We start from the raw sequence: 26,696 nt of genomic DNA, 5'->3' as shown, positions 1-26,696 counted from the left end.
GTTCGGGCACGGCCCCCGAAGGCGACTCCGGGCAGCGGCTGAAAGTCTCGGTGAATACGTCCATGTGCGGCCCCATGAAGGTTTACAGGATGTTGGAGTAGTCCGCCTCGATCCGATCCAGGCTCAGGTGATTGAGGAAGTTGGAGAAACACATCCAGGCCGACAGGGCATTCATGTCACGAAACTGATCCGGCAGGTACTTGGGCGCCACCACCAGGCCCTCGTCCACCAGTTGGCGCAAGGTGCGCATGTCTTCCAAGGTGGTCTTGCCACAGAACAGCAGCGGCACCTGCTCCAGCTTGCCCTTGCGCACGGCCAGCTGAATGTAGTTGTAAACCATGATGAAGCCCTTGAGATAGGACAAGTCTTTGGTAAACGGCAAGCCGGTCGGCGTCGATCCGCGAAATACCCGGCTGGCGTTGCCGTAGCTCTCGGCCATCTCGAAACCCTGCTCGCGGAAAAACTCGAACACCTGCAGGAAGTCCGCGCCCTCCTCCACCATGTGAATGGCCCGGGTGCGGTTGGTCAGCTTGCGCAGGCGGCTGGGATAGGAGGCAAAGGTGATGATCTCCATGAGGATCGCCAGGCCTTCCTGGGTCACCGTGGACGAGGGCGGCCCCTTGGCCAGGAAGGTGCAGATCGGCTGGTTGAGGCCGTTCAGGGTGGTGCCCACATGCACCAGCCCCTCATGCACCTCCAGGGCCCGCACATCACGGTTGTTGAACATCGCGTCGCTGCGGATCTTGATGTAGTCGGCGCCCGCCGCGGCGTCGGCGACGATGCCGTCGGACTCGAACACGCGGATGGTTTCCTCGGCCTCGCCGAACACCTTGTTCAAGCGCCCCTGCAGCAGGCTCACCGCGTCCTTGGCGCTCAGGGTCTTGGGTTCGTCCTTGAGGTCGCCACGGCCGTCGATGTTGTTCAGGTAGTCGGACATCATCAAGCCGAGGTCCGCCAGGGTCGGATCGCCGGCGTGGAAGGCATCGGACGCGGCGCCGTAGAGCTCCTGGGAGATCAGCCCGAAATCACCGGTGCCCCGGGCTTCGAGCATGCGCACCACCATGCGGTATTCCTTGCACATGCGGCGCATGATCTGTCCCACCGGGTTGAACTGGCCCAGTTGGCGGGTGATGTCGCGCTCGATGTTCTGGAACTCCAGCTTCACTGCGCCGGAGTCGAAGGACAACGGCCGCCCTTCGTAATAGGCGCGGTCCACCGCCGGCATTTCCTTGCCCTTGGCCTTGAGAAAGCCCTTGCGCACGTTCTCGTCCCACTTCACCGCATCCAGCACGCGGATCGGTGTCTGGGCCAGCACTATGCGATCGGACAAGGTGCGTATGGTCTGCTGGTAATCGTCCACCCGAAGCTCCTATTGAATGGGTCAGTAGCGCGGGGTCACTTGCCCGCACGCTTGAAGCGCGCCGCCTCGACAAACAGGTCGGAGTTGGCAGGGTCGTCAAGGTAGGCGAAGACCTCGGGCAACGGGCTGCTGATCAGCACGCCATCGCCTTCGGCCGTGGTCATGGTTGCCCCGCTCAGGGCCTTTTGACCCAAGGCCTGGCGCATCTGTTCCAGGTCGAGGGTGTAGAGCACCAGTTCGTGTTTTGCGTTCAGCTCGAAGCCGGCAATGCTGTAGTGCCCGCCAAAGGCCTGGGGCACGGCGGCCGACAGGTACCAGCGGTTGCCATGCCGGGACACGGTGAAGTCGTAGGCATCACGCGGTCGCGCAGTGCCGCCGGGATAGCTCAGGGCCCGGTAGCGGTTGGCGCCGATGCGGCTGAGCTCGATGTTCAGCGGTTCGCCCCAGGCGTTCTTGCTCGCCCACTTGCCGAGCAATCCCGCAGGCGCGGGCTGCTCGGCCGGCAGGGGCTCGGTGAAGGACACCAGGCAGCCGCTGAGCAGCAGAAACGACAGGGCCAGCAGGATGCGCCAGGTTTGCATGCAACTCTCCTATGAACACCAGATTCACTGTAGCCGCTGGCGTCGGTGGTGAACGTTCGCACCGCCACCCGCCGCGGCCTGCGGTGAGCGGATCAGACCGAAGCCAGAACCAGATGCATGTAGCGCGTGAAGATACCGAGCATTTCTTCTTGCGCCAGGGGCTCGGCACCATTGAGCAGGCCCTGATATTCCATCCGGCCGATTATCGACGTCAACACCTTGGCATCTTGTTGCGGCTCCCGTGACCCCAGGACCTGGAAGAACTGGCAGGTGCCCTGGAGCAGGATCTGCTGGTGCGAGCGCACCAGCAGCGCCAGGCGCGGGTTGAGCAGCGCCTCCTGGCGGAAGGCCTGCTCGGCCATCAGGTGTTCGCGACGGCTGTGCAACTGATAGTGCACATAGTCGGCCGCCAGCCGCGCAATGTCGTCAGCCAGCTGCGAACGCGCGGCCGGGCTGCCGTCGCCATAGGCCACCATCTCGCGCAGCAGGCCTTCGTTGTTGGCCCACAGCTTGGCCATGAACGCCGCGCTACGCTCGACATACTGGGCGAAGGTATCGGTGAGCAAGTCATCGATGTCCTTGAAGTAATAGGTGGTGGCCGACAACGGCACAGCGGCTTCGGCGGCTACCGCGCGGTGGCGCACGGCCCGCACGCCGTCACGCACGACAATGCGCATGGCGGCATCGAGGATCTCCTGTCGACGTTGCTCACTGCCCTGGCGGCTGGCCTTGCGGCCCTGGTACTGAACACTTTCAGCCACCGCAGTGGCGATGCCAGCTGCACCTTCTTGAGCAATTGCACGGTTCACGACAGATATTCCTCTTAAAAATCACACAGAATTAGAAGCGGTACGTCAGTTCCAACCAGACAATAAAAAGCCGCCTGATAAAGGCGGCTGATTATTCACAGCAGTTACGCTTGCGGCCGCATGTGCGGGAACAGGATCACGTCGCGGATCGACGGCGAGTTGGTCAGCAGCATCACCAGGCGGTCGATGCCGATGCCCTCACCGGCCGTTGGCGGCATGCCGTATTCCAGGGCGCGGACGAAGTCGGCGTCGTAGTGCATGGCTTCGTCGTCGCCGGCGTCCTTGTCCGCCACCTGGGCCATGAAACGCTCGGCCTGGTCTTCCGCGTCGTTCAACTCGGAGTAGGCATTGGCGATTTCGCGACCACCGATGAACAGCTCGAAACGGTCGGTGACGTTCGGGTTCTGGTCATTGCGACGGGCCAGCGGCGAGACTTCGAACGGGTACTGGGTAATGAAGTGCGGCTGCTCCAGCTTGTGCTCCACCAGCTCTTCGAAAATCATCACCTGCAGCTTGCCCAGGCCTTCGAAGCCCAGCACCTTGGCCCCGGCCTGCTTGGCGATGGCGCGAGCCTTGTCGATGTCGTTCAGGTCATCGGCGGTCAGCTCGGGGTTGTACTTGAGGATCGAATCGAACACCGACAGGCGCGCGAACGGCTCGCCGAAGTGGAACACCTTGTCGCCGTACGGCACGTCGGTGCTGCCCAGGACCAGCTGCGCCAGCTCGCGGAACAGCTCTTCGGTGAGGTCCATGTTGTCTTCGTAGTCGGCGTAGGCCTGGTAGAACTCGAGCATGGTGAACTCGGGGTTGTGCCGGGTCGAAACACCTTCGTTACGGAAGTTGCGGTTGATCTCGAAGACCTTCTCGAAGCCACCGACCACCAGGCGCTTGAGGTACAGCTCCGGGGCGATACGCAGGAACATTTCCATGTCCAGGGCGTTGTGGTGAGTCTCGAACGGCTTGGCCGCGGCGCCGCCCGGGATGGTCTGCAGCATCGGCGTTTCCACTTCCAGGAAATCGCGCTGCATCAGGAAGCTGCGGATATGGGCGATGACCTGGGAGCGCACGCGGAAGGTCTCGCGCACTTCCTCGTTGACGATCAGGTCAACGTAGCGCTGGCGGTAGCGCTGCTCGGTGTCGGTCAGGCCGTGGTGCTTGTCCGGCAGCGGGCGCAGCGACTTGGTCAGCAGGCGCACGTTGGTCATCTCGACGTACAGGTCGCCCTTGCCGGAACGAGCCAGGGTGCCTTCGGCGGCAATGATGTCGCCCAGGTCCCAGGTTTTCACCGCGGCCAGGGTTTCTTCCGGCAGGGTCTTGCGGTTGACGTAGACCTGGATACGCCCGGTCATGTCCTGGATCACCATGAACGAGCCACGGTTGAGCATGATGCGACCTGCCACCTTGACCGGGATCGCCGCTGCTTCCAGTTCTTCCTTGGTCTTGTCGGCGTACTGCTTCTGCAGGTCGTTGCAGTAGCTGTCGCGGCGGAAGTCATTGGGGAAGGCCTGGCCCTTGGCGCGCTCGGCAGCAAGCTTTTCCTTGCGCAGGGCGATCAGGGTGTTTTCTTCCTGTTGCAGGGCTTGCGGGTCGAGTTGTTGGTCGCTCATGTCTTTTGAAATTCCATCACAGGTTCATTGCCCCCAGGCCTTCGGCCCGGAGATCGCCGGCAAGCCGGCTCCTACGGGATCGCACCGTGTCAGCCGATCCCGTATTGCAGTATTACAAGCCCGATTTCAGGCTGGCTTCCAGGTATTCGTCGATGTCGCCGTCGAGCACCTTGTCGCAGTCACTGCGTTCGATATTGGTGCGCAGGTCCTTGATCCGCGACGCGTCGAGCACGTAGGAGCGGATCTGATGACCCCAGCCGATGTCCGACTTGGTGTCTTCAAGGGCCTGGGAAGCGGCGTTGCGCTTCTGCATTTCCTGCTCGTACAACTTGGCCCGCAGCATTTTCATGGCGGTGTCCTTGTTGGCGTGCTGGGAACGTTCGTTCTGGCAGCTGACCACGGTGTTGGTCGGTACGTGGGTGATACGTACGGCCGAGTCGGTGGTGTTTACGTGCTGACCACCGGCACCGGAGGAACGATAGGTGTCGATCCGCAGGTCTGCCGGGTTGATTTCGATTTCCACCTTGTCGTCGATCTCGGGCGAGACGAACACCGCGGAAAACGAGGTGTGACGACGGTTGCCGGAGTCGAACGGGCTCTTGCGCACCAGGCGGTGCACGCCGATCTCGGTGCGCAGCCAGCCAAAGGCGTATTCGCCCTTGATGTGCACGGTAGCGCCCTTGATCCCGGCCACTTCACCGGCCGACAGCTCCATGATGGTGGCTTCGAAGCCGCGTTTGTCGGCCCAGCGCAGGTACATGCGCAGCAGGATGTTGGCCCAATCCTGGGCCTCGGTGCCGCCGGAGCCGGCCTGGATATCCAGGTAGGCGTTGTTCGGGTCCATTTCATGGCTGAACATACGGCGGAATTCCAGCTTGGCGAGGTTTTCCTCGAGACGGGCCAGCTCGGCGACGACATCGCCCACTGCGCCTTCGTCTTCTTCTTCGACGGCCATGTCCAGCAGGTCGCGGCAATCGGCCAGACCACTGTTCAACTCGTCCAGGGTCTCGACGATCTGGGCCAGCGCAGCGCGCTCGCGGCCCAGCTCCTGGGCGTATTCAGGCTTGTTCCAGACACTCGGATCTTCAAGCTCGCGATTGACCTCGGTCAGACGCTCATGCTTTTGATCGTAGTCAAAGATACCCCCGAATAGTTTCGGAGCGCTCGGACAGGTCCTTGATGGTGTTCAGGATCGGGTTGATTTCCATGGGGGGCGGCACTCGTTGGCGAACTTTTGAAAGCCGGAGATTATAACGGAATCACCGATTCACGGCAGCCCGCTTAGCGGCTTTAGAGGCCAATCGGCCATCTAATTTCAACGACAGGCCCCAGGAAATCCCGGTGCCCCCTAAAATTTATTGCCCCCAGTTACCTGCCTGCCCTGCTGCGCAGGCCCGCCCCCTTCGATACCCGAAGGTTGCGATGGGCACTCACGGCGCCCTGGAAGCCGGCCAGCGCGATACAATCCCCCGCTAAACGACACGCAAACAGCAGGCTCATGGGACGCACACTCAACAACGCCGAGATCGAAGGCATCCAGCGCAGGGAGCGCCGAAACCAGAAAGGCGTCCAGGCGTTTTTCGCCGTGCTCTTCAGCGCGCTGGCCTGTATACCGTTGATGGGAATCTGGCTGCTGGTCTCACCGGCGCTGGCCTGCGCCCTGGTCGTGCCCTGGCTGATCTTTCTGTGGTGGTGGATCTACTACCGCACAAGAATGCTGGTGGATGAGGTCGATGAGCGAACCCAATGGCTGCAGGCCAGGTTCAGTTGTCGCTGGGTCCACGTCCACAAGGGTGGCTACATGGACTACAGCTTTGGCGACTACCCGATCGCCCCCAGCAACCTGCTGAACAACTGGTTCATCGACAACACACTCGACACCTGCACCACCTACCGCATCGAAGCGGTAAAGCTCAGGTGCCGACACACCGCGAGCCACAGCTACTACCTGTTCCGAGACACCCTGGTGGAGGTCCCAGCGGATCAGGCGCCGGCCACGGAAATGGCTGACGCCTAGAGCGCAGGCCGAAACCGCCTACTCGATCCCGACCTGATTGCGGCCATTGTTCTTCGCCAGGTAGAGCCCCTTGTCCGCTGCCGAAATCAACTGTCGGCAATGGCTGTTGGGCTGCGGCGTGATGGTGGAAAGACCGATGCTGATGGTCAGACTGGCGCCCTCCACCGGTGCGATATGGGGGATTTTCAGGGCCTCCACGGTCTGGCGCAGCTTCTCCGCCACCAGTCGCGCCCCGCCCGGCGAGGTGTTGGGCAGCACCAGCACGAACTCTTCGCCGCCGTAGCGCGCCGGCAGGTCGGAAGGCCGGCTGCTGGCCTCGCGAATCGCCGTGGCCACCTTGCGCAGGGCTTCGTCGCCCTCCAGGTGGCCAAAGGTGTCGTTGTAGGTCTTGAAGTAGTCGACGTCGATCATCAACAGCGACAGCTGGCTCTGCTCACGCATCGCCCGACGCCATTCCAGCTCCAGGTATTCGTCGAAGTGCCGGCGGTTGGACAGCCCGGTCAGGCCGTCGGAGTTCATCAGCCGCTGCAGCACCAGGTTGGTGTCCAGCAACTGCTGCTGGCTGACCCGCAGGGCGCGGTAGGCCGCGTCACGCTGCAACAGGGTCATGTAGGAACGCGAGTGATAGCGGATGCGCGCCACCAGCTCGATGTTGTCCGGCAGCTTGACCAGGTAGTCGTTGGCCCCGGCGGCAAAAGCCGCACTCTTGATCAGCGGGTCTTCCTTGGTCGACAGGACAATGATCGGGATGTTCTGGGTCGCCGGGTGGTTGCGGTATTCGCGCACCAGGGTCAGGCCGTCCAGGCCGGGCATTACCAGGTCCTGGAGAATGACCGTGGGCTTGATGCGGATCGCCTGGGCAATGGCCTGGTGCGGATCGGCGCAAAAGTGGAAGTCGATGTTTTCTTCATTCGCCAACCCACGCCGAACCGCCTCGCCGATCATGGCCTGGTCATCTACCAGCAACACCATGGCGGCGTTTTCATCGGTCTTGAATTCGTCGAGCTGTAAATCATTCATGGGTTGTCACCTGAGTTGCTACCTGGCCAGGACAGCTGCGTTTATCAGTCATTTGGCAAATATCTCCAGCAAACGTGGAGCGATCTTGTCCAGTGGGCGAATCTCTTTTGCAGCGCCGATGGCGGCGGCTGCCTTGGGCATGCCATACACCGCGCTGCTGTGCTGATCCTGAGCGATGGTCAGATAACCCTGATCCCGCATCAGCTTCAAGCCCTGGGCGCCATCACGGCCCATCCCGGTCAGCAGCACCCCCACCGCATCGCCATTCCAATAGGTGGCGACGCTCTCGAAAAACACATCGATGGAGGGGCGGTAGATCTCGTTCACCGGTTCGGCGGTATAAGCCAGGGTGCCGTTCTTCAACAGCCGGATGTGATGGTTGGTACCGGCCAGCAAGACCGTGCCGCTTTGTGGCGGCTCGCCTTCCCGGGCCAGACGCACCTGCAGGCCGGAGGCACTGCTGAGCCACTCGGCCATGCCCGCAGCAAACACCTGGTCCACATGCTGGACCAGCACGATGGCGGCGGGAAAGTCCTTTGGCAAGCCCTTGAGCAGCACTTCCAGGGCCGCCGGGCCACCGGCAGAGGAGCCAATGGCCACCAGGCTCTGGCGCGCCGCGCCACTGCGCAGCGGCACCGGTGCCGCGCGCACCCGGCTGCCACGCTGGCCGATCAGCCAGCCAATGTTGAGGATCTTGCGCAGCAGCGGCGCTGCCGCCTCCTGGGCATTGCCTGCTCCCAGGGCCGGGGTATCGACCACGTCCAAGGCGCCATGGCCCATGGCCTCGAAGACCCGGTGCACGTTCTGCTGGCGGTCGACGGTGACAATCACGATGGCGCAGGGCGTCTCGGCCATGATGCGCCGCGTCGCCTCGACCCCGTCCATCACCGGCATGATCAGATCCATGAGGATCAGGTCGGGGGTCATTTCGGCGCAATACTTCACCGCCTCCGCGCCATTGGTCGCGACCCAGACCACCTCATGGCTGGGATCGAAGGCCAGGGCCCGGCGCAAGGCCTCCACCGCCATGGGCATGTCGTTGACTATTGCTATCTTCATGCCCGCGCTCCTCCAATCAGTTCCACCACCGCATCCAGCAGGGCGTCGTCATGGAAACTGGCTTTGGCTAGATAATAGTCGGCGCCGGCATCCAGTCCACGGCGCCGATCCTCCTCACGATCCTTGTAGGACACCACCATCACCGGCAAGGACTGCAGGCGGTTGTCCCGACGCAAGAGTGTGACCAATTCAATTCCATCCATTCGCGGCATGTCGATGTCGGTAATCAGCAGGTCGAAGCTTTCCGAGCGCAGGGCATTCCAGCCGTCCATGCCGTCCACCGCCACGGCTACGTCATACCCGCGGTTGATCAGCAGCTTGCGTTGCAGTTCACGCACCGTCAGCGAATCGTCGACTACCAGAATACGCTTGCGCACCGCCTGTGCATGCTGCTGATGGTGCCGGGCGATGCGCTCGAGACGACCGGTATTGAGCAGCTTGTCCACCGAGCGCAGCATGTCCTCGACATCGACGATCAACGCCACCGAACCGTCATCAAGCAAGGCACCTGCGGAAATATCCTGGATCTTGCCCAGGCGGTCGTCGAGGGGCAGCACCACCAGGGTGCGCTCGCCGATGAAGCGCTCCACGGCAATCCCGTACACCGCGTCGCGCTCGCGGATCACCACCACCTTCAGGGTTGGCGCGCTGTCCTGGGTTGCCGGCCGCTGCAACAGCTGGCTGGCCGCCACCAGGCCGACATGCCGGCCTTCGTGCCAGAAGTGCTGGCGCCCTTCCACCTGCACGATGTCCTCGGGTTCCAGGTCGCACATGCGCTCGATATGGGCCAACGGAAAGGCGTAGGCCTCGTCACCGACGGTCACCACCAGGCTGCGCACCACCGACAGGGTCAGCGGCACCTCCAGGTGGAAACGGCTGCCCCGGCCAGTGGCCTGCTCCAGCACCACCGAGCCGCGCAGTTGCCGCACCATGTGCTGCACCGCGTCGAGGCCGACGCCCCGGCCGGAGACCTCGGTGACCTTGTCCCGCAGGCTGAAGCCGGGCAGGAAAAGGAACGTCAGCAGTTCTTCCTCGCTGAGCTGGGCCGCTGTCTGCGCGGGTGACAACTGGCGCTCGACAATGCTCTGACGCAGGCGCTCCAGATCCACGCCGTTGCCGTCATCGCTGAGCTCCAGCACCAGCAGGCCGGCCTGGTGGGAGGCCCGCAGGCGGATCACCCCTTCCGCGGCCTTGCCCGCCAGCAGGCGCTGCTCGGGCAACTCGATGCCGTGATCCACAGCGTTGCGCAGCAGGTGGGTCAGCGGCGCTTCGAGCTTCTCCAGCACATCGCGGTCGACCTGGGTCTTTTCACCCTCGATCTCCAGGCGCACCTGCTTGCCCAGGCTGCGGCCCAGGTCGCGGACCATGCGCACCTGGCCACTGAGCACATCGGCAAAGGGCCGCATGCGACAGGCCAGTGCGGTGTCATAGAGCACCTGGGCGCGCTGGCTGGCCTGCCAGCCGAACTCATCGAGCTCGGCGGTTTTCTCCCCCAGCAGTTGCTGGGATTCGGCCAGCAGCCGGCGCGCATCGCCCAGGGCCTCCTGGGCTTCGAGGCTCAGGGCGTGCTCCTTGAGGTGCAGGTTGAGGTTTTCCAGGGCCGCGAGGCTGTTGCTCTGAATCCGCTTGAGGCGCTGCAGGGCAGTCAGGTAGGGCTTGAGCCGCTGGGTTTCCACCAGGGACTTGCTCGACAGGTCCAGCAGGCTGTTGAGGCGCTCGGCAGTGACCCGCAGCACGCGCTCGCCGCCCTCGGTCATGCGCTTGCCGGGGCGTGCAGTGCCCGGCGTGAATTCCAGGGACGGCTCGAGCGCCAGCGGCAGGGCGTCGGCTTCGCCCTGGGGTTCCGGCTGGGGCAGGAGCGGCGCTTCTGGCTCGGGCAACGGCAGCGGCGTACCAGCCCCTGCTGGGCCTTGCGCCAACAAGCGCTCCATCAGCACCACGTAGGCCTGGACGTCCAGCGCCACGATCTCGGCGCCGCCCGGGGTGGCGATGCGCATCAGCAGGTCGGTGCCCTGCAGCAAGGCGTCGATATGCTCGGGGCGCAGGTACAGCCGCCCTTCCTGGGCGCTGACCAGGCAGTCTTCCATCACGTGGGCAACGCTGACCCCGGCGTCGACCCCGACAATCCGTGCCGCGCCCTTGAGCGAGTGAGCCGCCCGCATGCAGGCTTCCAACTGGTCGGCCTGGGTCGGGTTGCGCTCCAGGGCCAGCAGTCCGGCGCTGAGCACCTGGGTCTGGGCCTCGGCTTCCAGGCTGAACAGCTCCAGCAATGAGGCGTCGCGCATTTGATCGGGGGTCATGTCAGGCTCCGGGTCACGGCCGAGAGCAATTGCTCCTCGTCCAGCAAACGCAGGCTGCGTCCCTGCCATTGCAGCACGCCACGGGTGTACTTGGCATTGGCCTGCTCGCCAGACGCCGAGGCACCATTGAGAATTCGTTCGTCGATGGCGTGGATGCCGTGCACTTCATCCACTGGCAGCACCACTGGGCCGCCCTCGGCACCGATGATCAGCATCCGCGGCATGATCCGCCCCGACGGCGCGACCGCCGGCGTGCCGTCGAGCCCCAGCAGTTCGGTCAAGGACAGGCAGGCCACCAGTGCCCCACGCACATTGGCCACCCCCAGCAGCGCCCGCGAACGCTGGTGGGGCAAGGAATGAATCGCCTGCAACGGCGCCACTTCCAGCAGGCAGCGGGTCGCCAGGCCCAGCCATTCCTCGCCGAGACGGAACATCAGCAGCGAGCGGGCGACCACATCGCTATCGGCTTTGAGCACTACCGAATGTTCGCGGTCCTCCTGGCGCAAGGAGTAGCGGTCCAGCAGGCGCGTGGCGGCGGCGGAATACACCGCGCAGTTGCGGCAATGGATGTGCTCGACCAGCAGCGGGCAGGACTTGTCGCCGTGGATGCCGATGCGGTTCCAGCAATCATCGATGGCGTGCGCCTCTTCATGGGTCACGTCCAATGAGTAGGATTGGCTCATCGTTTCAACTCACTGTCGGCAGAGCGGCTGCTGCGGGCGGCGCGCTCCTGCAATCGTTGGGCACCTGCGACATCGCCCTGGGACGCCAGCAGCGTGGCCAGGTGCACCAGGGCTTCGGGATGCTGCGGCTCCAGGTACAAGGCCTTGCGGTAGAAACCCTGGGCCTCCATGGCATTGCCGGCCACATCACTGAGCAGGCCCAGCCAGTAGAACACCTGGGCCACCGGTTCGTGGTGCTGCAGGTAGCGCTCACAGGCCAGGCGAGCCTCGGCGCTCTTGCCCTCGTTGGCCAGGGTGGCAATGCTGGCCAAAAGGCTGGCTGCATCGCTGACCGGCGGTGGGCTTGCGGCCACCGGCAGCGGCGCCACTCGGGCGGTAAAGGGCCGTTGACGCGGTGCAGGAGGCACCGCCTGACGCGGCGGTAGCGGCAACGGCAGGGGCAAGCTGACCGGCGCCGGGACAGGCTCGGGCTCGCTGTGCCGGCTGAAAGCGAAGGACTGCGGGATGCCGATGGAGCGCATGCCCAGGCGCCCGAGCAGGCTGCCCTCGGCAGGGCCGATGAACAGCACCCCCTCCTCATGGGTCAGGCGCTTGAGCACCTCGAACACCTGGCGCTGGGTCGCCTGGTCGAAATAGATCAGCAGGTTGCGACAGAAGACAAAATCGAAGGCCGGCTCAGCCGCCAGCAAGCCCGGATCCAGGACATTGCCCACTTGCAATCGCACCTGTTCGCGAACCCGCTCGCTCAAGCGATAGCGGTCGCCCTCGGCCACGAAGTGGCGCTCACGGAACTCGGTGTCCTGGCCGCGAAAGGAGTTCTTGCCATAGACCGCCGCCCTGGCCCGCTCCACCGACAGCGGGCTGACGTCCAGGCCATCGACCTTGAACTGGTGCGGCGCCAGCCCGCCGTCCAGCAGGGCCATGGCAATCGAATAGGGTTCCTCGCCGGTGGAACAGGGCAGGCTCAACAGGCGCAAGGCGCGCATGCCCTTGATCTGGGCCAGGCGTGCCTTGGCCAGCTTGACCAGGGTGGCGAAGGATTCCGGGTAGCGGAAGAACCAGGTTTCCGGAACGATCACCGCCTCGATCAGGGCCTGCTGCTCATCTCGCGAGCCTTGCAGCTTCTGCCAGTACTCATCGCTGCTGTGGGCATACAGGGCGTTGCAACGCTGGCGCACCGCGCGCTCGATGATCGCCGGCCCAACGGAGGCGACATCCAGGCCGATACGCTCCTTGAGAAAGTCGAAGAACCGTTGTTCGTCACTCATCGAGGCTCCTCAAGCGACGCCGGGTCCAGGGGCACTGCGGGGAACAGCAGCTCGCGCACTTCGGGGCCCAGCAGGTCGTCGACCCGGACCCACTGCTGCAGCCCCTGGGCATCTTCGCGCACCGGCCCCAGGTACGGCGCCTGGCGGTTGTCCAGGCCGTAGGGCTGGAACTCTGCCGGGTCACAACGCAAGGTGTCGTTGGCCTGCTCCAGCAGCAGTCCGAGCACTCGGGCAGGCTGCCCGGGCTCGCCACGGTAGTGCACCAGCACCAGCCGGGTACTGGTGCGCAGTTGGGCCGGCCGGCCGAAGGTCAGCTGGCTCAGGTCGATGACCGGCACCACCGCACCACGGTAGGCAAAGACCCCGGCGACCCAGGCAGGTGCGTGGGCAATCGGCTTGAGCTGCAGGCGCGGCAGCACCTCCACCACATCCACCGCCTGCAGTGCATAGCGCTCGTCTCCTATGCGAAACACCAGGAACAGCGTGTTCCTCACCGCTGCGGCAGCATTGCGCTTGTGCGCGAGCTCATCCATCAGACTTTGAAACGCGAAACGCCACTGCGCAGCCCCACGGCCACCTGGCTCAGTTCATCGATGGCGAAGCTGGCCTGGCGCAGCGATTCGACGGTCTGGCTGCTGGCATCGCCCAACTGTACCAGGGCGTGGTTGATCTGCTCGGCGCCGGTGGCCTGGGCCTGCATGCCCTCATTGACCATCAGCACCCGCGGCGCCAGGGCCTGGACCTGATGAATGATCTGCGACAGCTGCTCGCCCACCTGTTGCACTTCTGCCATGCCGCGGCGCACTTCCTCGGAAAACTTGTCCATGCCCATGACCCCCGCCGACACCGCCGACTGGATCTCGCGAACCATCTGCTCGATGTCGTAGGTGGCGACTGCGGTCTGGTCCGCCAGGCGCCGCACTTCGGTGGCCACTACGGCAAAACCGCGGCCGTACTCGCCGGCCTTCTCGGCCTCGATGGCTGCGTTCAGCGACAGCAGGTTGGTCTGGTCGGCTACCTTGACGATGGTGACCACCACCTGATTGATGTTGCCGGCCTTCTCGTTGAGGATCGCCAGCTTGGCATTCACCAGGTCCGCCGCGCCCATCACCGAATGCATGGTGTCCTCCATGCGCGCCAGGCCCTGCTGGCCGGAACCGGCAAGCACCGAGGCCTGGTCGGCCGCACTGGAAACTTCGGTCATGGTGCGCACCAGGTCCCGCGAGGTCGCGGCAATTTCCCGCGAGGTCGCGCCGATTTCCGTGGTGGTGGCGGCGGTCTCGGTGGCGGTGGCCTGCTGCTGCTTGGAAGTGGCGGCGATCTCGGTCACCGAGGTGGTGACCTGCACCGAGGAGCGCTGGGCCTGGGAAACCAGGGCCGTGAGCTCGGTCATCATGTCGTTGAAGCCGGTCTCCACGGCACCGAACTCGTCCTTGCGGTCCAGGTTCAGGCGGCCGCTCAAATCACCGGTCCGCATGATTTCAAGAATCTCCACGATGCGGTTCATCGGTGCCATGATCGCGCGCATCAGCAGCAGGCCGCAGAGCCCGGCAGCCAGCACCGCCAGCAGCAACGAGATGCCCATGCTGACCTTGGCCGCGGCCACGGCATCGTCGATGGCGGCGGTGGCGGAATCGGCCACGGCCTTGTTTTCGCTGATGATGTCGTTGAGTTTCATCCGCCCGGCGGTCCAGGCCGGGGTCAGTTGCTCATTGAACAGGCGGATCGCCTCGGCTTCCTGGCGGCGCTGGTGCAGATCGAGCACGGCCGTCTGGATGCGGTTGAATTCCTGATGGTCCTTCTCGAAGGCATCGAACTCGGTCTGGTCTTCACGGCTGTTGATGGTCTGCTTGTAATTGGTCATCTGGGTCTGCAGGCGCTCTTCGAACGCCTTGAAGTCCGCCTTGTCCTCGGCGCTGATGTCCTGGTCCTGCTTGAGGCCGATGATTTCCTGGGTCTGCAGGTAGGTATCGACCCAGGCACTGCGGATCATCGAACTGAAATAGACTCCGGGCACGGCGTCATTGCGCATGCGCTCTTCGCCCGCCTCGATTTTCAACAGCCGCGAGTACGAGACGACGACCATCAGCAGCATGATGGCGATAATCACCGCAAAGCTCGCCAAAATGCGTTGGCGCAACGTCCAGTTCTTCACAGTCAGTCCTCGAGGCCATCAAAAATGGGGGGAGTATAGCCGAGGACGATGCAGGTTTTATGGGTGGTTTAACGACATGGGTGGCATTTTCGATAAATTTGTGCGCCCGCTCTGGATGGCGGCTTAGCAGGGGATTTCAGGCCTTGCGAAAGGCATTTCGGCAAATCCCGCAGGCATAACCGCCACCCTCGACCCCGGGCGGCGCCCGGAGTGTTTCAGAGGCTGCTCTGGCGCACCTGGTTTTCCAGCTCGGCCTTGAGCCCCGGCGCCAGTTGCAACTGGCGCGCCAGCTCATCCAGATAGGCCTTTTCCATGAAGTGCTCTTCGTCCACCAGCATCACGCTGGCCAGGTACATTTCAGCGGCCATCTCCGGGGTGCTGGCCGCCCGGGCGACATCTGCCGGGTCCAGGGGCTTGTTCAGCTCGCTGTGCAGCCAGTGCTGCAGTTGCGGATCGTTGTCCAGCTTGCGGAATTCGCCCTCGATCAGCGCCCGTTCGCGCTCGTCCACATGGCCATCGGCCTTGGCCGCGGCCACCAGCGCCTTGAGGATTGCCTGGCTGTGTTGTTCCACCTGGGGCGCCGGCAGGCGATCGAGGGTCTGCGGCTCTTGTCGCGGGGCCTGGCCCTGCTGTGCATTCCAGTTGCCATAGGCCTTGTAGGCCAGCACGCCAAGTGCTGCCAGGCCGCCATAGGTCAGGGCCTTGCCGCCGTACTTGCGAGCCTTCTTGCTGCCCAGCAGCAGAGCCATGGCGCCGCCTGCCAGGGCCCCACCGCCCGTGCCGCCGAGCAGGCCACCCAGGCCACTGCCCTTGGCAGCACCGAGCAAGCCGCCAAGGCCACCCTGCTCGGATCCGGGTTTGTTGGTCGGCGCCGAACCCGCCTTGTCTTGCAGGAACTCCTGGCCGGATTTGAGCAATTGATCGAGCAGTCCACGGGTGTTCATCTGTCGTCTCCTGAAAGAGGTGTCAAGCAGACACATAAGGCCGTAAGCCTAGAGAGAAGTGCCCCGATCCAGTTGAAGAGTGTGCTTCAGAATGTTGCTTTCGCCGGTGCAGGGGGATGCGGCCGAGCCCCGGCAGGTTGTGACGGATGGCGCCTGCCTTGCGGGCCTCTTCGCCGGCAAGCCGGCTCCTACAAAAATACCGGGTGCACAACACTCCTGTAGGAGCTGGCTTGCCAGCGAAAGCGTCTCCACGGACGGCACCCGCCTTGCGGACCTCTTCGCCGGCAAGCCGGCTCCTACAAAAATGCCGGACGCACAACGCTCCTGTAGGAGCTGGCTTGCCAGCGAAAGCGTCGTCACGGACGGCACCCGCCTTGCGGACCTCTTCGCCGGCAAGCCGGCTCCTACAAAAATACCGGGCGCACAACACTCCTGTAGGAGCTGGCTTGCCAGCGAAAGCGTCACCACGGACGGCACCCGCCTTGCGGGCCTCTTCGCCGGCAAGCCGGCTCCTACAAAAATGCCGGGCGCGCAAAGATCCTGTCGGCGCCAGTGGATAAGCGCACCGAGTTGCGGCAATATCCGCCGCCTGAAAATCGCCGGCGCCCCTGACCGGAATTGCTCAATATCCTCCGGCTGCAAGGATGCGCCCATGCCCCGCCCTACTCCTACCGCCGCCCGCGAGTGTCAGCCATGAGCTTGGACGCCATTGGCCAGTATCAGGTCAAACGCATTCTCATCGGCCTGCTGCCCCATTCACTGCCGCCGCTGCTGTTCTACCTCGCGCATATCTGGGGCGTGCCGGTATATCGCAGTCATTTCGGTGCCATCGCCAAGGCCTTCGGCATGGGAATGATGGTGGAGCTGCTGCTCCAGCTGCTGATCATTGTCAGCTTTTTGCTGGCCCTGCTGCCTGGCCTGAAGGTCAAGCTGGGCCTGATCGGCGCCTTGGCGCTGTTCACCGCCTGGGCAATGTTTCCCCAGCATCCGATACGCGGCTATGTCTATTGCTTGCTGGTGACGGTACCGCCCCTGCTCGCGATCTGGCTGACGCACTGGCTGTGCCAGCGCTTGCTGTCGATGCCTGCGGCGGACACGCCATGACCGACGCCCTGCCCTCGCCCCCAATGAGTTCGCCGATGACCGCCCCCCGTCACCTCTTGCGCCAATACCTGGCCGGCCTGCTGCTTGGCGCCGCCACCCCTGTGGCCCTGGCTGCCGCCCCCAGCTGTCCCTCCAGCGACCTGCCGACCTTCGTCCAGGCCTTTGCCAGCAGCCCTGAGTTGCAGCAGGCCTTCAGCGAATCGCCGTTGATCGAGCAACGTCCGGCCCTTGACGACCAGGGCCGGGCCGTCACCACCCGGCACAAGCTGACGGGCGATACCCGCAGCCTGCTGGCCCTGCTCGATCCCCGCGCCCAGGCCGAGGCGGGGCTGCAGACGTTCTGGGAAGGCAACGCCCTGGTGGTGCACCAGCCGCTGGGCGAGGTGATCCAGGCCTTCGTCTTCGAACAGGGCGCCTGCTGGCAACTGGTGCGGGTGGATCAATGGTCCATGGACGGCCTGCTCAAGCAGAACCCACCGGCCGGTGAAACCGCTCTGGAGCGGCAGATGCGCAAGGCCGATCTGCTCCTGGGCTATGGCAGCCGTGAGCAGTACCCCTTGACCGCCTACTTCTTCGAAGTCGGCCAGCGCATCCTGCTGGACGCCGCCAGGCACGGCTCGGCCAAGGCGGCGGTGCAGGCGGTGAGCCTGGGCTACTCGGGCATGGCTCCGCAGCTCCAGCCCGGAGAACCGGAACAACTGTTGCTGCCTTACGCCCAGACCGATGCCGAGGCGGCGTTGATGCTTGCCATGTACTACTGCGACCCCCTCGGCGACGGCTCCATCACCCAATGCCAGCACCCGCGCCAATCCGAAGACCTGATCAAGCGCACCGCCCGGGAACTGGACTCGGGCACCGCCTACTACTACCTGGGCAGCGGCTACGCCGATGGCCAATGGGGCGTCACCGACCTGCCCCGGGCCCTGGCCTGTCATCAGCAAGCGATCCAGCGCGGTGACCTGCACAGTCTAGGGGCCCTGACCTGGTGGACCCAAAAAGGCCAGATGCCGGCCAGCGGCGCCCAGTGCCTGGAAGATTCTCCCCCAGCGCCAGGTGGGGCCTGAAACGGCACGCCAAGTGCCCGGCCCTTGACCAGCTACTTATTGACGATTTTTAACAAGTGTCTTCTTGCCCTGTCACACCCCGATCGAGTTAATTGAGCAACCACTCAATTAACTCGAAAGCCCCCTCCCATGCGCCCCGCCAATCTTCAACAACGCGAAGCCCGACGCCAGGCCTTGCTGGACGCCGCGGCCCGCTGCTTTGCCGAAAGCGGTTTTGTCGCCACCCGCACCGCCGACATCTGCCTGCAGGCCGAGATGAGCGCCGGCAACCTGTTCCACTACTTTTCCAACAAACAGGCGCTGCTGCTGGCCCTGATCAGCCGCGAAGGGCAGCAGATCGAGCAAGCCATGGCCGAGTTGCTGCTCGAAGCGGATCCCCTGGCGGCGCTGCTGGCCTTCTTCGAACACGTCTGCCAGTTGGCCCAGGACCCGCAATACACCGGACTGGCCCTGGAGATCGCCGCCCTGAGCCACCGTGACCCACAGGTGGCGCAGCAGGTGCGCCACAACGACTGGCTGCTGCGCCAGGGCCTCGCTGCACTGGTGCAACGGGCCAACCAGCAAGGGCAAATTCACAGTGCCCTGGGGACAGAGCAGATCGCCGGCTGGCTGGCGGCCTTGATCGACGGCCTGTTCACCCGAGTCGCCGTCGACCCGGAGTTTCACCCCGCCCACCAAGTGCAGGTCCTGCGGCAGTTAGTACTGCACCTGCTCCAGGGACACTCGACATGAACACCCCTGCAACCGCTCCCATCACCCGAACCGCTCGCCTGGAACAAGTGGATGCCCTGCGCGGCTTCGCCCTGTTCGGCATCCTGATGGTGAACATCTGGGCCTTCGCCGACCCTTACTACGCCTCGGCAAGCAGCAACCCGGACTACACCAGCGCCACCGACCACCTGATCCGCTGGCTGGTCTCGACCTTCTTCGAGGCCAAGTTCTACCTGTTGTTTTCCTTTCTGTTCGGCTACAGCTTCACCCTGCAAATGGCTTCCGCGGAACGGGCCGCCGAGCCCTTCGTGCCGCGCATGCTGCGTCGCCAACTGGCGATGCTGGGCATTGGCCTGGTGCACGGGCTGCTGCTGTTCGACGGCGAAATTCTCTCCCTCTATGCCCTGCTGGGCCTGCTTCTGCTGGGCCTGCGCGGGCTCTCGGCGGCGAGCGCCAGCCGCCTGGCCCTGATCCTGCTGAGCTGCGCCGGGCTGTTGATCATTGCCCTGGGGGCCGGGCTGCTGAGCCTCGGGGCCTACACCGGCGCAGCTGGCGACGAGCCCCTGCTCAAGGCCGCGGCCCTGGGCGGCAGCGCCCTGCAGACCCTGGAGTTCAACGCCGGTCACTGGCTGGAAACGCTACTGGCCCTGTGGCTACTCCAGGGCCCCAGCACCCTGGCGATGTTTCTCCTGGGCTATGTGGCCGGTCGCAAGGAACTGCTGGTAGCGCCCTTCAGCTTTGCCCAACGGACTGCGCAATGGTTGGCCATCAGCCTGCCCATCGGCCTCGGCGGCGCCATGCTCTATGCCTACTGGGCCGCGTATTTTCCGGGCGCCGGGCTGGAGGTGATCGGCTACGGCATCAGTCAGTTGACCGCACCACTGCTCACGGTCAGCTACGGGCTGTTGCTGCTCAACCTGTTCCAGAGCAACCTCGGCCAGCGCCTGTGCCGGCGCCTGGCCCCCCTGGGGCGGATGTCCCTGAGCAACTACCTGCTGCAGTCGCTGCTGCTCAACCTGCTGTTCAGCGGCTACGGCCTGGGATTGGTCAATCGCGTCGCGCCTCCCTGGATCCCATTGCTGGTGATCGCCCTCTACCTGCTGCAAATGCAGCTCAGCGCCCACTGGCTGCGGCACCATCAGTACGGGCCCTGCGAGTGGCTGCTGCGAGCCATCACCCTCGGCGCCTGGCCCAACTGGCGCAAGGTCACCAAGGCCTAGGCCAGTGGCAGGTACAGGTGGATGTCCTCAGGCTCGATGCGCAGCAGCGTCGGGTCCGGGGCCGCCAACAGCCTGCAGCCAAGGCCGATATAGAAATCCACCGTATGCCGCGATGGCGTGGCCGACACATACAGGCCCTGGCCGCCCAGGGCCAGGGCCTGCTCCCTAGCCAGGGCAAAGAGCTGCCGCCCCAGGCCCAGGCCACGGTAGGCCTGGCTCACATGCAGAAACTTCAATTGCCGCAGGTCCAGCCCGGCGTTGTCGATTGGCAGGCAATCCACCACCGCTGCCGCCACCAGTTGCGGCCCATCGAAGACTCCGTACAGCCAGCCTCCCCGTTGGTAACACTGCTGCAAGATCAGCGCATCATGCTCGGCTTCACCTTCCGGCCAGCCCGGCACCACTTCATGCTGTGGATAACACTGCAACTGCCCGTCCTGCAGGCAGTAGAACTCATCGATCACCTCGGCACGGTCAATCAGTTTGAGCAGGGGAATGTCGTCTTCGGTGAGCAGGCGCGAGTGCAGCATGGGGCCGGTTCCTGGCGGTGATCGGGAAGTTACCAATGGACACAAGCTAATCATTTTTTTGCCCTGGGCGAACCGTTTATTCTATTGCGCATCTGTTTAAAGACCGTTGTGTTTGGCCGATGGCATGACCGAACCTCTATTCGCAGATCCCTCTACAGCCAGGAACGGCCCGGGATCTTTTCAGCACAAGGTTCACCCATGCACCGCAGGCATCTCCTCAAAGCATCCATGGCCCTGGCGGCCTATACCGGCCTCTCGGCCAGCGGTCTGCTGGCCGCGCGGGCCTGGGCCGGCGCCGCTGATGGCGAAGCCCTGGCGTTCGACTTCGAACGCCTCAAGGCCCAGGCCAGGCAGTTGGCCGGCAAGCCCTACGTCGACACCAAGCAGGTGCTGCCGCCAACCCTGGCGAAAATGACTCCGCAGCACTTCAACGCCATCCAGTACGATGCCAAGCATTCGCTGTGGAACGAACTCAACGGCCAGTTGGACGTGCAGTTCTTCCACGTCGGCATGGGCTTCAAGCAGCCGGTGCGCATGCACAGTGTCGACCCCAAGACCCGCCTGGCCCGGGAGGTGCACTTCCGCCCTTCCCTGTTCAACTACCAGAACACCAGCGTCGACACCGCCCAGCTCAAGGGCGACCTGGGCTTTGCCGGCTTCAAGCTGTTCAAGGCCCCGGAGCTGGACCGCCACGACGTGGTGTCCTTCCTCGGCGCCAGCTACTTCCGCGCGGTGGACGCCACCGGCCAGTACGGCCTCTCGGCCCGGGGCCTAGCCATCGACACCTACGCCAAGCGCCGTGAAGAGTTCCCCGACTTCACCCAATTCTGGTTCGAGACCCCGGACAAGGACAGCACCCGCTTCGTGGTCTACGCCCTGCTGGATTCGCCGAGCGCCACCGGTGCCTACCGCTTCGACATCGACTGCCAGGCCGAACGGGTGGTGATGGAGGTCGACGCCCATATCAACGCCCGCACCGCCATCGAGCAACTGGGCATCGCGCCGATGACCAGCATGTTCAGCTGCGGCACCCATGAACGGCGCATGTGCGACACCATCCACCCGCAGATCCACGATTCCGATCGCCTGGCCATGTGGCGCGGCAACGGCGAATGGATCTGCCGGCCGCTGAACAACCCGGCCAACCTGCAGTTCAACGCCTTCGCCGACAAGGACCCGAAAGGCTTCGGCCTGGTGCAGACCGACCACGAGTTCGCCAACTACCAGGACACCGTCGACTGGTACAGCCGCCGTCCGAGCCTGTGGGTCGAGCCCACCACGGCCTGGGGCGAAGGCTCCATCGACCTGCTGGAGATCCCCACCACCGGCGAGACCCTGGACAACATCGTGGCCTTCTGGACCCCGAAACAACCGGTGGCCGCGGGTGACTCGCTGAACTACGGCTACAAACTCTACTGGAGCGCCCTGCCGCCAGTAGGCACACCCTTGGCCCGAGTGCACGCCACCCGTTCCGGCATGGGCGGTTTCGTCGAGGGCTGGGCCCCGGGCGAGCATTACCCGGAAGTCTGGGCGCGGCGCTTTGCCGTGGACTTCACCGGCGGCGGCCTCGACCGCTTGCCGCCGGGCACCGGCATCGAGCCGGTGGTCACCGCCTCCAACGGTGAGGTCAAGGACTTCAGCGTACTGGTGCTGGACGAGATCAAGGGCTACCGCATCCTCTTCGACTGGTACCCCAGCAACGACAGCGTCGAGCCAGTGGAACTGCGGCTGTTCATCCGCACCCACGACCGTACCCTCAGCGAGACCTGGCTGTACCAGTACTTCCCGCCGGCGCCGGACAAGCGCAAATACCCGTGACCCGCTGAGCGCGCCAGGCTCCGGGGCCTCTTCGCCGGCAAGCCGGCTCCTACAGATCGGCAGCGTCCGTGTAGGAGCGGGCTTGCCCGCGAAGGCGTCGGTACATATCGCGCCAGCTTCAAGGGCCCCTTCGCCGGCAAGCCGGCTCCTACAGATCGGCGGCGTCCATGTAGGAGCGGGCTTGCCCGCGAAGGCGTCGGTACATATCGCGCCAGCTTCAAGGGCCCCTTCGCCGGCAAGCCGGCTCCTACAGTTCGGCGGCGTCCGTGTAGGAGCGGGCTTGCCCGCGAAGGCGTCGGTACATATAGCGCCTGCCTCAAGGGCCTCTTCGCCGGCAAGCCGTCTCCTACAGATCGGCGGCGTCCGTGTAGGAGCGGGCTTGCCCACGAAGGCGGCCTGACGCCAGACACAAAAAAACCGGCCCACAGAGGCCGGTTTTTTTACGCTTGAACGAGCTTAATCCCGCAGGTCCGACTCGTGAATCGGCTGGTCCCTGTGGGTCGCCCGCTGGTACTGCGCCGGCCAGGTAGCCTTGCGCCCGCCCAGGTCATCGTCGGCATGCAGCGGCCAGTAAGGATCACGCAGCAGTTCCCGGGCCAGCAGGATAATGTCCGCCTGGCAGGTGCGCAGAATATGCTCGGCCTGGGCCGGCTCGGTGATCAGGCCCACGGTGCCGGTGGCAATCCCCGACTCCTTGCGCACCCGCTCGGCAAAGCGCGTCTGGTAACCCGGCCCGGTGGGGATCTCGGCGTTGGCCGCGGTGCCCCCGGAAGACACGTCGATCAGGTCCACCCCCAGGGCCTTGAGCCGCCGCGCCAGCTCCACGGTTTCATCCGGGTTCCAACCGTCCTCCACCCAGTCGGTGGCCGACACCCGCACGAACAGCGGCAGTTCTTCAGGCCATACCGCCCGCACCGCTTCGGTCACCTGCAGCACCAGGCGAATACGGTTTTCAAACGAACCGCCGTACTGGTCCTGACGCTGGTTACTCAGGGGCGACAGGAATTGATGCAATAGGTAGCCATGGGCGGCATGCACCTCCACCACCTTGAAACCGGCCACCAGGGCTCGTTTGGCGGCGTCGACGAAGGCCTGGACGATCTCGCCTATCTGCCCCTCATCAAGCTGGGTAGGCGGCGTGTGCTGGGGGTCGAAGGCAATCCGCGACGGCCCCACCGGCACCCAGCCGCCGTCTTCCGGCTTGACGCTGCCGGACTTGCCGAGCCACGGCCGATGGGTGCTGGCCTTGCGCCCGGCATGGGCCAGCTGGATGCCGGCCACCGCGCCCTGGGCGGTGATGAAGCGGGTGATGCGTTGCAAAGGCTCGATCTGCGCATCGTTCCACAGGCCCAGGTCCTGGGCGGTGATCCGGCCGTCGGCGGTGACCGCCGTGGCCTCGGTGAAGATCAGCCCGGCGCCACCGACAGCGCGGCTGCCCAGGTGCACCAGGTGCCAGTCGTTGGCCAGCCCGTCCACCGACGAATACTGGCACATGGGCGACACCGCGATGCGGTTGAGCAGGGTCAGTTGACGCAGGGTATAGGGTTCAAGCAGCAGACTCATGGGGCACCTCTCGGTCAATGGTCAGGCTCCAGGGTTCTGTTTGAACGGTCGACGAGTGACTGCGAAGTGAAGCGCCCGCCCCCGCGGGTAGAAGAATGACAAAAGGTCACAAGGCCAATCAGACAGTGCTTAGAGACTAGTCGACAACACTGCCGTCGGCTGGGTTCCTGACACGGCACCGGGCAAAAAACCTGTTGTACTGGCCGCTGCCAGCGGCAGCGGCCAGGCCAATGTCAGCCAAGCGGGGCGCAGCGATTGCCATCGAGCAACGCATCCACCACGCCACGGGCCATTTCCACCGAATGCACCAGCGACCAGATCAGGCCACGCTCGATGCCGCTGGCGTGCTCGGTGATTTCATCGGAAACCTCCTCGGCAGACTTGAGCAGCATGGAAACATGAATCAGTGCTTCTTCGGCGGTAATGCCTGAGCGAACGTTGAACAGTGAACAACCACTGATAGCGGTGCTGACGGTTGGCTTGATTGCCCCGAGCAAGTCCCCCTGAGCAGCACTCAAACCGCGACGAACCTCCTCATTGGCTTGGTCGTGTTCGGGGTTTCTACGGGGGTGAACAAAGTCAGACAGTGAATCACGGACAGTTTTTTTCATGAGGTAACTCCTTAGCGTGGAGTTACGGCAGCGGTACGCGGGTTATCACAACAGGCCAAGTCGCCGGCGCACCCAAAGGCGCCCCCACGCACAGCTGCCGTAACGGAACACAACGACACGCGCTGTATCAATGGCAATGCTGGCGTTACTTGGACCCGAGCTGCTAAACCCGATCGCCGACTCGAAGCGACTACCGCAGGCTAGTCAGCGGCTGTTAGCGTGACAAGCGCTCCAACTCATCTCGGAAACCCCTTACAAAAGAAAGAGACGTGCCGCCGCCCCGCTTTCCCAAAGTCTGGAAAATCCACCCGCGCCGCCTACTGCCAGTCAGTTAAGGTCAAGCACTGTGCTTGCTCCCGTGGGACCGGCCGGCGCTCCGGGGCGTAGCAGTCCCATTTTTAGGGCCGCTGCGCGCTGATACGCCAGCCCGGCCCAGCGGGAGCAAGCTCCCTCGCCACAGGTTAGTTTTCGCTCGCTCCAGCGCTGAGCCGATCGGCACTACCCGCCTCAGCGCGGTTCGATATGGGCAATCATCAACTGCACGGTTTCCTGGCCACGGAACTCGTTGAGATCGAGTTTGTAGGCCAGCTCCACCCAGCGGATGGTCGGGTTGGGCCAGACTTCGCGGTCGATGCCAAAGGCGATGCCGTCCAGCTTCAGCGAGCCGCATTCGCTGCGCAGCACCACCTTCAGGTGGCGTTCGCCAACGATGCGCTGTTCCACCAGTTCAAACACGCCATGGAACATCGGCTCGGGGAAGTGCTGGCCCCAGGGGCCGGCATGGCGCAGGGCACGGGCCAGTTCCAGGTGGAACTCTTCCACGGCCAGGGTGCCGTCCGACAGCAGGCGCCCGGTGAGGTCTTCCTCTTGCAGCTGGCGCCGCACTTCTTCGTCGAAGGCTTGGGCAAAAGCCGGGAAGTTCTGCTCCGGCAGCGACAGGCCGGCGGCCATGGCGTGGCCGCCGAACTTGCTGATCAATTGCGGCTGGCGCGCCGCCACGGCGTCCAGGGCATCACGGATATGGAAACCCGGCACCGAGCGCGCCGAGCCCTTGAGCATGCCCTCGCCAGCATCGGCAAAGGCGATGGTCGGACGGTGGTAACGCTCTTTCAGGCGCGAGGCGAGAATCCCGATCACCCCCTGGTGCCAGTCGGCATCGAACAGGCACAGGCCGAACGGCATGGATTCCACCGGCAGTTCCTTGAGCTGGGCCAGGGCTTCGCGCTGCATGCCCTGCTCGATGGATTTGCGGTCCTGGTTCAGTTCGTCGAGCTGGGCGGCCATGGCCCGGGCCGCCGAGACGTCATCGCTGAGCAGACATTCGATGCCCAGGCTCATGTCGTCCAGGCGCCCGGCGGCGTTGAGCCGCGGGCCGAGGATAAAGCCCAGGTCGGTGGAGGTGATGCGCGAATGATCGCGCTTGGCCACTTCGAGAATCGCCTTGAGACCGGGCCGGGCACGGCCGGCGCGAATCCGCTCCAGGCCCTGGTGCACCAGGATGCGGTTGTTGGCGTCCAGGGGCACCACGTCCGCCACGCTGCCCAGGGCCACCAGGTCCAGCAGTTCGCCGATGTTCGGCTGCGGCCGGCTTTCGTAGCGCCCCAGGCTGCGCAGGCGCGCGCGCAGGGCCATGAGCACGTAGAAGATCACCCCGACCCCGGCCAGGGACTTGCTGGGAAATTCGCAACCCGGCTGGTTGGGGTTGACGATGGCGTCCGCCGCCGGCAGTTCGTGACCGGGCAAGTGGTGGTCGGTGACCAGCACTTGCAAGCCGGCCGCCTTGGCCGCGGCCACGCCCTCGACGCTGGAGATGCCGTTGTCCACGGTGATCAGCAGCTGCGGCTGGCGCTGCAGGGCCACGGCGACGATTTCCGGGGTCAGGCCGTAGCCGTATTCGAAGCGGTTGGGCACCAGGTAATCGACATGGGCCGCACCCAGTAGGCGCAGGCCCAACAGGCCGACGGTGCTGGCGGTGGCGCCGTCGGCGTCGAAGTCACCGACGATGAGGATGCGCTGGCGCTGGTCCAGGGCCGTTACCAGCAGGTCCACCGCGGCATCGATACCCTTGAGTTGCTGGTACGGGATCAACCGCGCCAGGCTCTTGTCCAGCTCCTCCACCGACTGCACGCCGCGGGCGGCATAGAGGCGGGTCAACAGCGGCGGCAGATCGCCGAGAAAGGGCAGGACGGCGGGCAACTCACGGGGTTCGATACGCATGGGCTAACAGCAACTTCTCTTGAATACGAAAGATCGATCAGGGGGCGGAACGGGC

The 26,696-nt window shown here is 64.3% G+C and carries 23 protein-coding genes; 6 read left to right on the top strand and 17 right to left on the bottom strand.

Annotation, left to right across the window (positions count from 1 at the left end; translation table 11 throughout):
* Nucleotides 1–82: 82 nt before the first annotated feature.
* The 5 genes from ACZ5BO_RS07060 to prfB all read right to left on the bottom strand — a co-directional run bounded on the left by ACZ5BO_RS07060 (nt 83) and on the right by prfB (nt 5,565).
* Nucleotides 83–1,360 (bottom strand): flavohemoglobin expression-modulating QEGLA motif protein, encoded by a 1,278-nt coding sequence (locus ACZ5BO_RS07060; RefSeq protein WP_025127603.1) that lies wholly within the window; start codon nt 1,358–1,360, stop codon nt 83–85.
* A 35-nt stretch (nt 1,361–1,395) separates the two neighbouring features.
* A complete protein-coding gene (locus ACZ5BO_RS07055; protein WP_464698941.1) occupies nt 1,396–1,941 on the bottom strand; it encodes a hypothetical protein in 546 nt (181 codons plus the stop codon).
* A gap of 92 nt (nt 1,942–2,033) precedes the next feature.
* Nucleotides 2,034–2,750, bottom strand: a complete 717-nt coding sequence (locus ACZ5BO_RS07050) for a TetR/AcrR family transcriptional regulator (protein WP_025127601.1) — start codon at nt 2,748–2,750, stop codon at nt 2,034–2,036.
* 104 nt (nt 2,751–2,854) lie between these two features.
* Nucleotides 2,855–4,357 carry a lysine--tRNA ligase gene (gene lysS, locus ACZ5BO_RS07045; protein WP_025127600.1) on the bottom strand — a complete coding sequence of 501 codons (1,503 nt, stop codon included), beginning with the start codon at nt 4,355–4,357 and terminating at the stop codon, nt 2,855–2,857.
* Between the two features lie 112 nt (nt 4,358–4,469).
* A protein-coding gene (prfB, locus tag ACZ5BO_RS07040; RefSeq protein ID WP_103741041.1) for a peptide chain release factor 2 occupies nt 4,470–5,565 on the bottom strand; the annotation gives its coding sequence in 2 pieces (ribosomal slippage) (nt 4,470–5,492 and nt 5,494–5,565; 1,095 coding nt in all).
* 290 nt (nt 5,566–5,855) lie between these two features.
* On the opposite strand from prfB, the gene ACZ5BO_RS07035 reads away from it, so the two are divergent.
* Nucleotides 5,856–6,374, top strand: a complete 519-nt coding sequence (locus ACZ5BO_RS07035; RefSeq protein WP_464698938.1) for a hypothetical protein — start codon at nt 5,856–5,858, stop codon at nt 6,372–6,374.
* Between the two features lie 18 nt (nt 6,375–6,392).
* Here ACZ5BO_RS07035 and ACZ5BO_RS07030 read toward each other — a convergent pair whose 3' ends face one another.
* From ACZ5BO_RS07030 to ACZ5BO_RS06995, 8 genes are all read right to left on the bottom strand, one after another.
* Nucleotides 6,393–7,394, bottom strand: coding sequence for a response regulator (locus ACZ5BO_RS07030; RefSeq protein ID WP_025127597.1), 1,002 nt, complete (start codon nt 7,392–7,394; stop codon nt 6,393–6,395).
* 48 nt (nt 7,395–7,442) lie between these two features.
* Nucleotides 7,443–8,453, bottom strand: a complete 1,011-nt coding sequence (cheB, locus tag ACZ5BO_RS07025) for a chemotaxis response regulator protein-glutamate methylesterase (protein ID WP_025127596.1) — start codon at nt 8,451–8,453, stop codon at nt 7,443–7,445.
* Entirely contained in the window at nt 8,450–10,753 is a 2,304-nt protein-coding gene (locus ACZ5BO_RS07020; RefSeq protein ID WP_464698935.1) for a response regulator, read from the bottom strand. The genes cheB and ACZ5BO_RS07020 overlap by 4 nt, the downstream gene beginning before the upstream one ends.
* On the bottom strand, nt 10,750–11,436 hold the full coding sequence (locus tag ACZ5BO_RS07015) for a chemotaxis protein CheW (protein ID WP_464698933.1): 687 nt from the start codon (nt 11,434–11,436) through the stop codon (nt 10,750–10,752). The genes ACZ5BO_RS07020 and ACZ5BO_RS07015 overlap by 4 nt, the downstream gene beginning before the upstream one ends.
* On the bottom strand, nt 11,433–12,704 hold the full coding sequence (locus tag ACZ5BO_RS07010) for a CheR family methyltransferase (RefSeq protein ID WP_464698931.1): 1,272 nt from the start codon (nt 12,702–12,704) through the stop codon (nt 11,433–11,435). Before ACZ5BO_RS07010 ends, ACZ5BO_RS07015 begins: the two co-directional genes overlap by 4 nt.
* Nucleotides 12,701–13,237 (bottom strand): chemotaxis protein CheW, encoded by a 537-nt coding sequence (locus ACZ5BO_RS07005; RefSeq protein WP_464698929.1) that lies wholly within the window; start codon nt 13,235–13,237, stop codon nt 12,701–12,703. The genes ACZ5BO_RS07010 and ACZ5BO_RS07005 overlap by 4 nt, the downstream gene beginning before the upstream one ends.
* On the bottom strand, nt 13,237–14,859 hold the full coding sequence (locus ACZ5BO_RS07000; RefSeq protein ID WP_025127591.1) for a methyl-accepting chemotaxis protein: 1,623 nt from the start codon (nt 14,857–14,859) through the stop codon (nt 13,237–13,239). Before ACZ5BO_RS07000 ends, ACZ5BO_RS07005 begins: the two co-directional genes overlap by 1 nt.
* Before the next feature lie 215 nt (nt 14,860–15,074).
* Nucleotides 15,075–15,803, bottom strand: a complete 729-nt coding sequence (locus tag ACZ5BO_RS06995; RefSeq protein WP_025127590.1) for a tellurite resistance TerB family protein — start codon at nt 15,801–15,803, stop codon at nt 15,075–15,077.
* A gap of 693 nt (nt 15,804–16,496) precedes the next feature.
* Between ACZ5BO_RS06995 and ACZ5BO_RS06990 the strand changes: the two genes are divergently transcribed.
* From ACZ5BO_RS06990 to ACZ5BO_RS06975, 4 genes are all read left to right on the top strand, one after another.
* Nucleotides 16,497–16,907, top strand: coding sequence for a hypothetical protein (locus ACZ5BO_RS06990; protein WP_464698926.1), 411 nt, complete (start codon nt 16,497–16,499; stop codon nt 16,905–16,907).
* A gap of 35 nt (nt 16,908–16,942) precedes the next feature.
* Entirely contained in the window at nt 16,943–17,971 is a 1,029-nt protein-coding gene (locus ACZ5BO_RS06985) for an SEL1-like repeat protein (protein WP_464698924.1), read from the top strand.
* A gap of 129 nt (nt 17,972–18,100) precedes the next feature.
* Entirely contained in the window at nt 18,101–18,703 is a 603-nt protein-coding gene (locus ACZ5BO_RS06980; RefSeq protein ID WP_464698922.1) for a TetR/AcrR family transcriptional regulator, read from the top strand.
* Nucleotides 18,700–19,902 (top strand): DUF418 domain-containing protein, encoded by a 1,203-nt coding sequence (locus ACZ5BO_RS06975; RefSeq protein ID WP_464698920.1) that lies wholly within the window; start codon nt 18,700–18,702, stop codon nt 19,900–19,902. Before ACZ5BO_RS06980 ends, ACZ5BO_RS06975 begins: the two co-directional genes overlap by 4 nt.
* Here ACZ5BO_RS06975 and ACZ5BO_RS06970 read toward each other — a convergent pair.
* Entirely contained in the window at nt 19,899–20,432 is a 534-nt protein-coding gene (locus ACZ5BO_RS06970; RefSeq protein ID WP_025127585.1) for a GNAT family N-acetyltransferase, read from the bottom strand. The two genes, ACZ5BO_RS06975 and ACZ5BO_RS06970, sit on opposite strands and share 4 nt — an antisense overlap.
* A 198-nt stretch (nt 20,433–20,630) precedes the next feature.
* Here ACZ5BO_RS06970 and ACZ5BO_RS06965 point away from each other — a divergent pair, with 198 nt between their 5' ends.
* The gene (locus ACZ5BO_RS06965; protein WP_464698918.1) at nt 20,631–22,250 is read left to right on the top strand and encodes a glucan biosynthesis protein D; all 1,620 of its coding nucleotides are present in this window, start codon (nt 20,631–20,633) and stop codon (nt 22,248–22,250) included.
* 456 nt (nt 22,251–22,706) lie between these two features.
* On the opposite strand, the gene ACZ5BO_RS06960 is transcribed toward ACZ5BO_RS06965, so the two are convergent.
* The 3 genes from ACZ5BO_RS06960 to recJ form a co-directional block, all read right to left on the bottom strand.
* On the bottom strand, nt 22,707–23,813 hold the full coding sequence (locus ACZ5BO_RS06960; protein ID WP_464698916.1) for an NADH:flavin oxidoreductase/NADH oxidase: 1,107 nt from the start codon (nt 23,811–23,813) through the stop codon (nt 22,707–22,709).
* A 233-nt stretch (nt 23,814–24,046) separates the two neighbouring features.
* Nucleotides 24,047–24,424: a DUF6124 family protein gene (locus ACZ5BO_RS06955; RefSeq protein WP_464698914.1), complete on the bottom strand. Its 378-nt coding sequence runs from the start codon at nt 24,422–24,424 to the stop codon at nt 24,047–24,049.
* Between the two features lie 507 nt (nt 24,425–24,931).
* Nucleotides 24,932–26,641 (bottom strand): single-stranded-DNA-specific exonuclease RecJ, encoded by a 1,710-nt coding sequence (recJ, locus tag ACZ5BO_RS06950; RefSeq protein WP_464698912.1) that lies wholly within the window; start codon nt 26,639–26,641, stop codon nt 24,932–24,934.
* Between the last annotated feature and the right edge of the window lie 55 nt (nt 26,642–26,696).

The sequence above is a fragment of the Pseudomonas sp. FFPRI_1 genome (genome assembly GCF_055384485.1).
This window is presented reverse-complemented; position numbering and strand designations above follow the sequence as displayed.

Excerpts from the sequence above, each read along its gene's own strand:
- ACZ5BO_RS07055 (WP_464698941.1), bottom strand. The coding sequence starts at position 1,941 with ATGCAAACCTGGCGCATCCTGCTGGCCCTGTCGTTTCTGCTGCTCAGC.
- lysS (WP_025127600.1), bottom strand. The coding sequence starts at position 4,357 with ATGAGCGACCAACAACTCGACCCGCAAGCCCTGCAACAGGAAGAAAAC.
- ACZ5BO_RS07035 (WP_464698938.1), top strand. The coding sequence starts at position 5,856 with ATGGGACGCACACTCAACAACGCCGAGATCGAAGGCATCCAGCGCAGG.
- ACZ5BO_RS07030 (WP_025127597.1), bottom strand. The coding sequence starts at position 7,394 with ATGAATGATTTACAGCTCGACGAATTCAAGACCGATGAAAACGCCGCC.
- cheB (WP_025127596.1), bottom strand. The coding sequence starts at position 8,453 with ATGAAGATAGCAATAGTCAACGACATGCCCATGGCGGTGGAGGCCTTG.
- ACZ5BO_RS07020 (WP_464698935.1), bottom strand. The coding sequence starts at position 10,753 with ATGACCCCCGATCAAATGCGCGACGCCTCATTGCTGGAGCTGTTCAGC.
- ACZ5BO_RS07015 (WP_464698933.1), bottom strand. The coding sequence starts at position 11,436 with ATGAGCCAATCCTACTCATTGGACGTGACCCATGAAGAGGCGCACGCC.
- ACZ5BO_RS07010 (WP_464698931.1), bottom strand. The coding sequence starts at position 12,704 with ATGAGTGACGAACAACGGTTCTTCGACTTTCTCAAGGAGCGTATCGGC.
- ACZ5BO_RS07005 (WP_464698929.1), bottom strand. The coding sequence starts at position 13,237 with ATGGATGAGCTCGCGCACAAGCGCAATGCTGCCGCAGCGGTGAGGAAC.
- ACZ5BO_RS06995 (WP_025127590.1), bottom strand. The coding sequence starts at position 15,803 with ATGAACACCCGTGGACTGCTCGATCAATTGCTCAAATCCGGCCAGGAG.
- ACZ5BO_RS06990 (WP_464698926.1), top strand. The coding sequence starts at position 16,497 with ATGAGCTTGGACGCCATTGGCCAGTATCAGGTCAAACGCATTCTCATC.
- ACZ5BO_RS06985 (WP_464698924.1), top strand. The coding sequence starts at position 16,943 with ATGACCGCCCCCCGTCACCTCTTGCGCCAATACCTGGCCGGCCTGCTG.
- ACZ5BO_RS06980 (WP_464698922.1), top strand. The coding sequence starts at position 18,101 with ATGCGCCCCGCCAATCTTCAACAACGCGAAGCCCGACGCCAGGCCTTG.
- ACZ5BO_RS06975 (WP_464698920.1), top strand. The coding sequence starts at position 18,700 with ATGAACACCCCTGCAACCGCTCCCATCACCCGAACCGCTCGCCTGGAA.
- ACZ5BO_RS06970 (WP_025127585.1), bottom strand. The coding sequence starts at position 20,432 with ATGCTGCACTCGCGCCTGCTCACCGAAGACGACATTCCCCTGCTCAAA.
- ACZ5BO_RS06965 (WP_464698918.1), top strand. The coding sequence starts at position 20,631 with ATGCACCGCAGGCATCTCCTCAAAGCATCCATGGCCCTGGCGGCCTAT.
- ACZ5BO_RS06960 (WP_464698916.1), bottom strand. The coding sequence starts at position 23,813 with ATGAGTCTGCTGCTTGAACCCTATACCCTGCGTCAACTGACCCTGCTC.
- ACZ5BO_RS06955 (WP_464698914.1), bottom strand. The coding sequence starts at position 24,424 with ATGAAAAAAACTGTCCGTGATTCACTGTCTGACTTTGTTCACCCCCGT.
- recJ (WP_464698912.1), bottom strand. The coding sequence starts at position 26,641 with ATGCGTATCGAACCCCGTGAGTTGCCCGCCGTCCTGCCCTTTCTCGGC.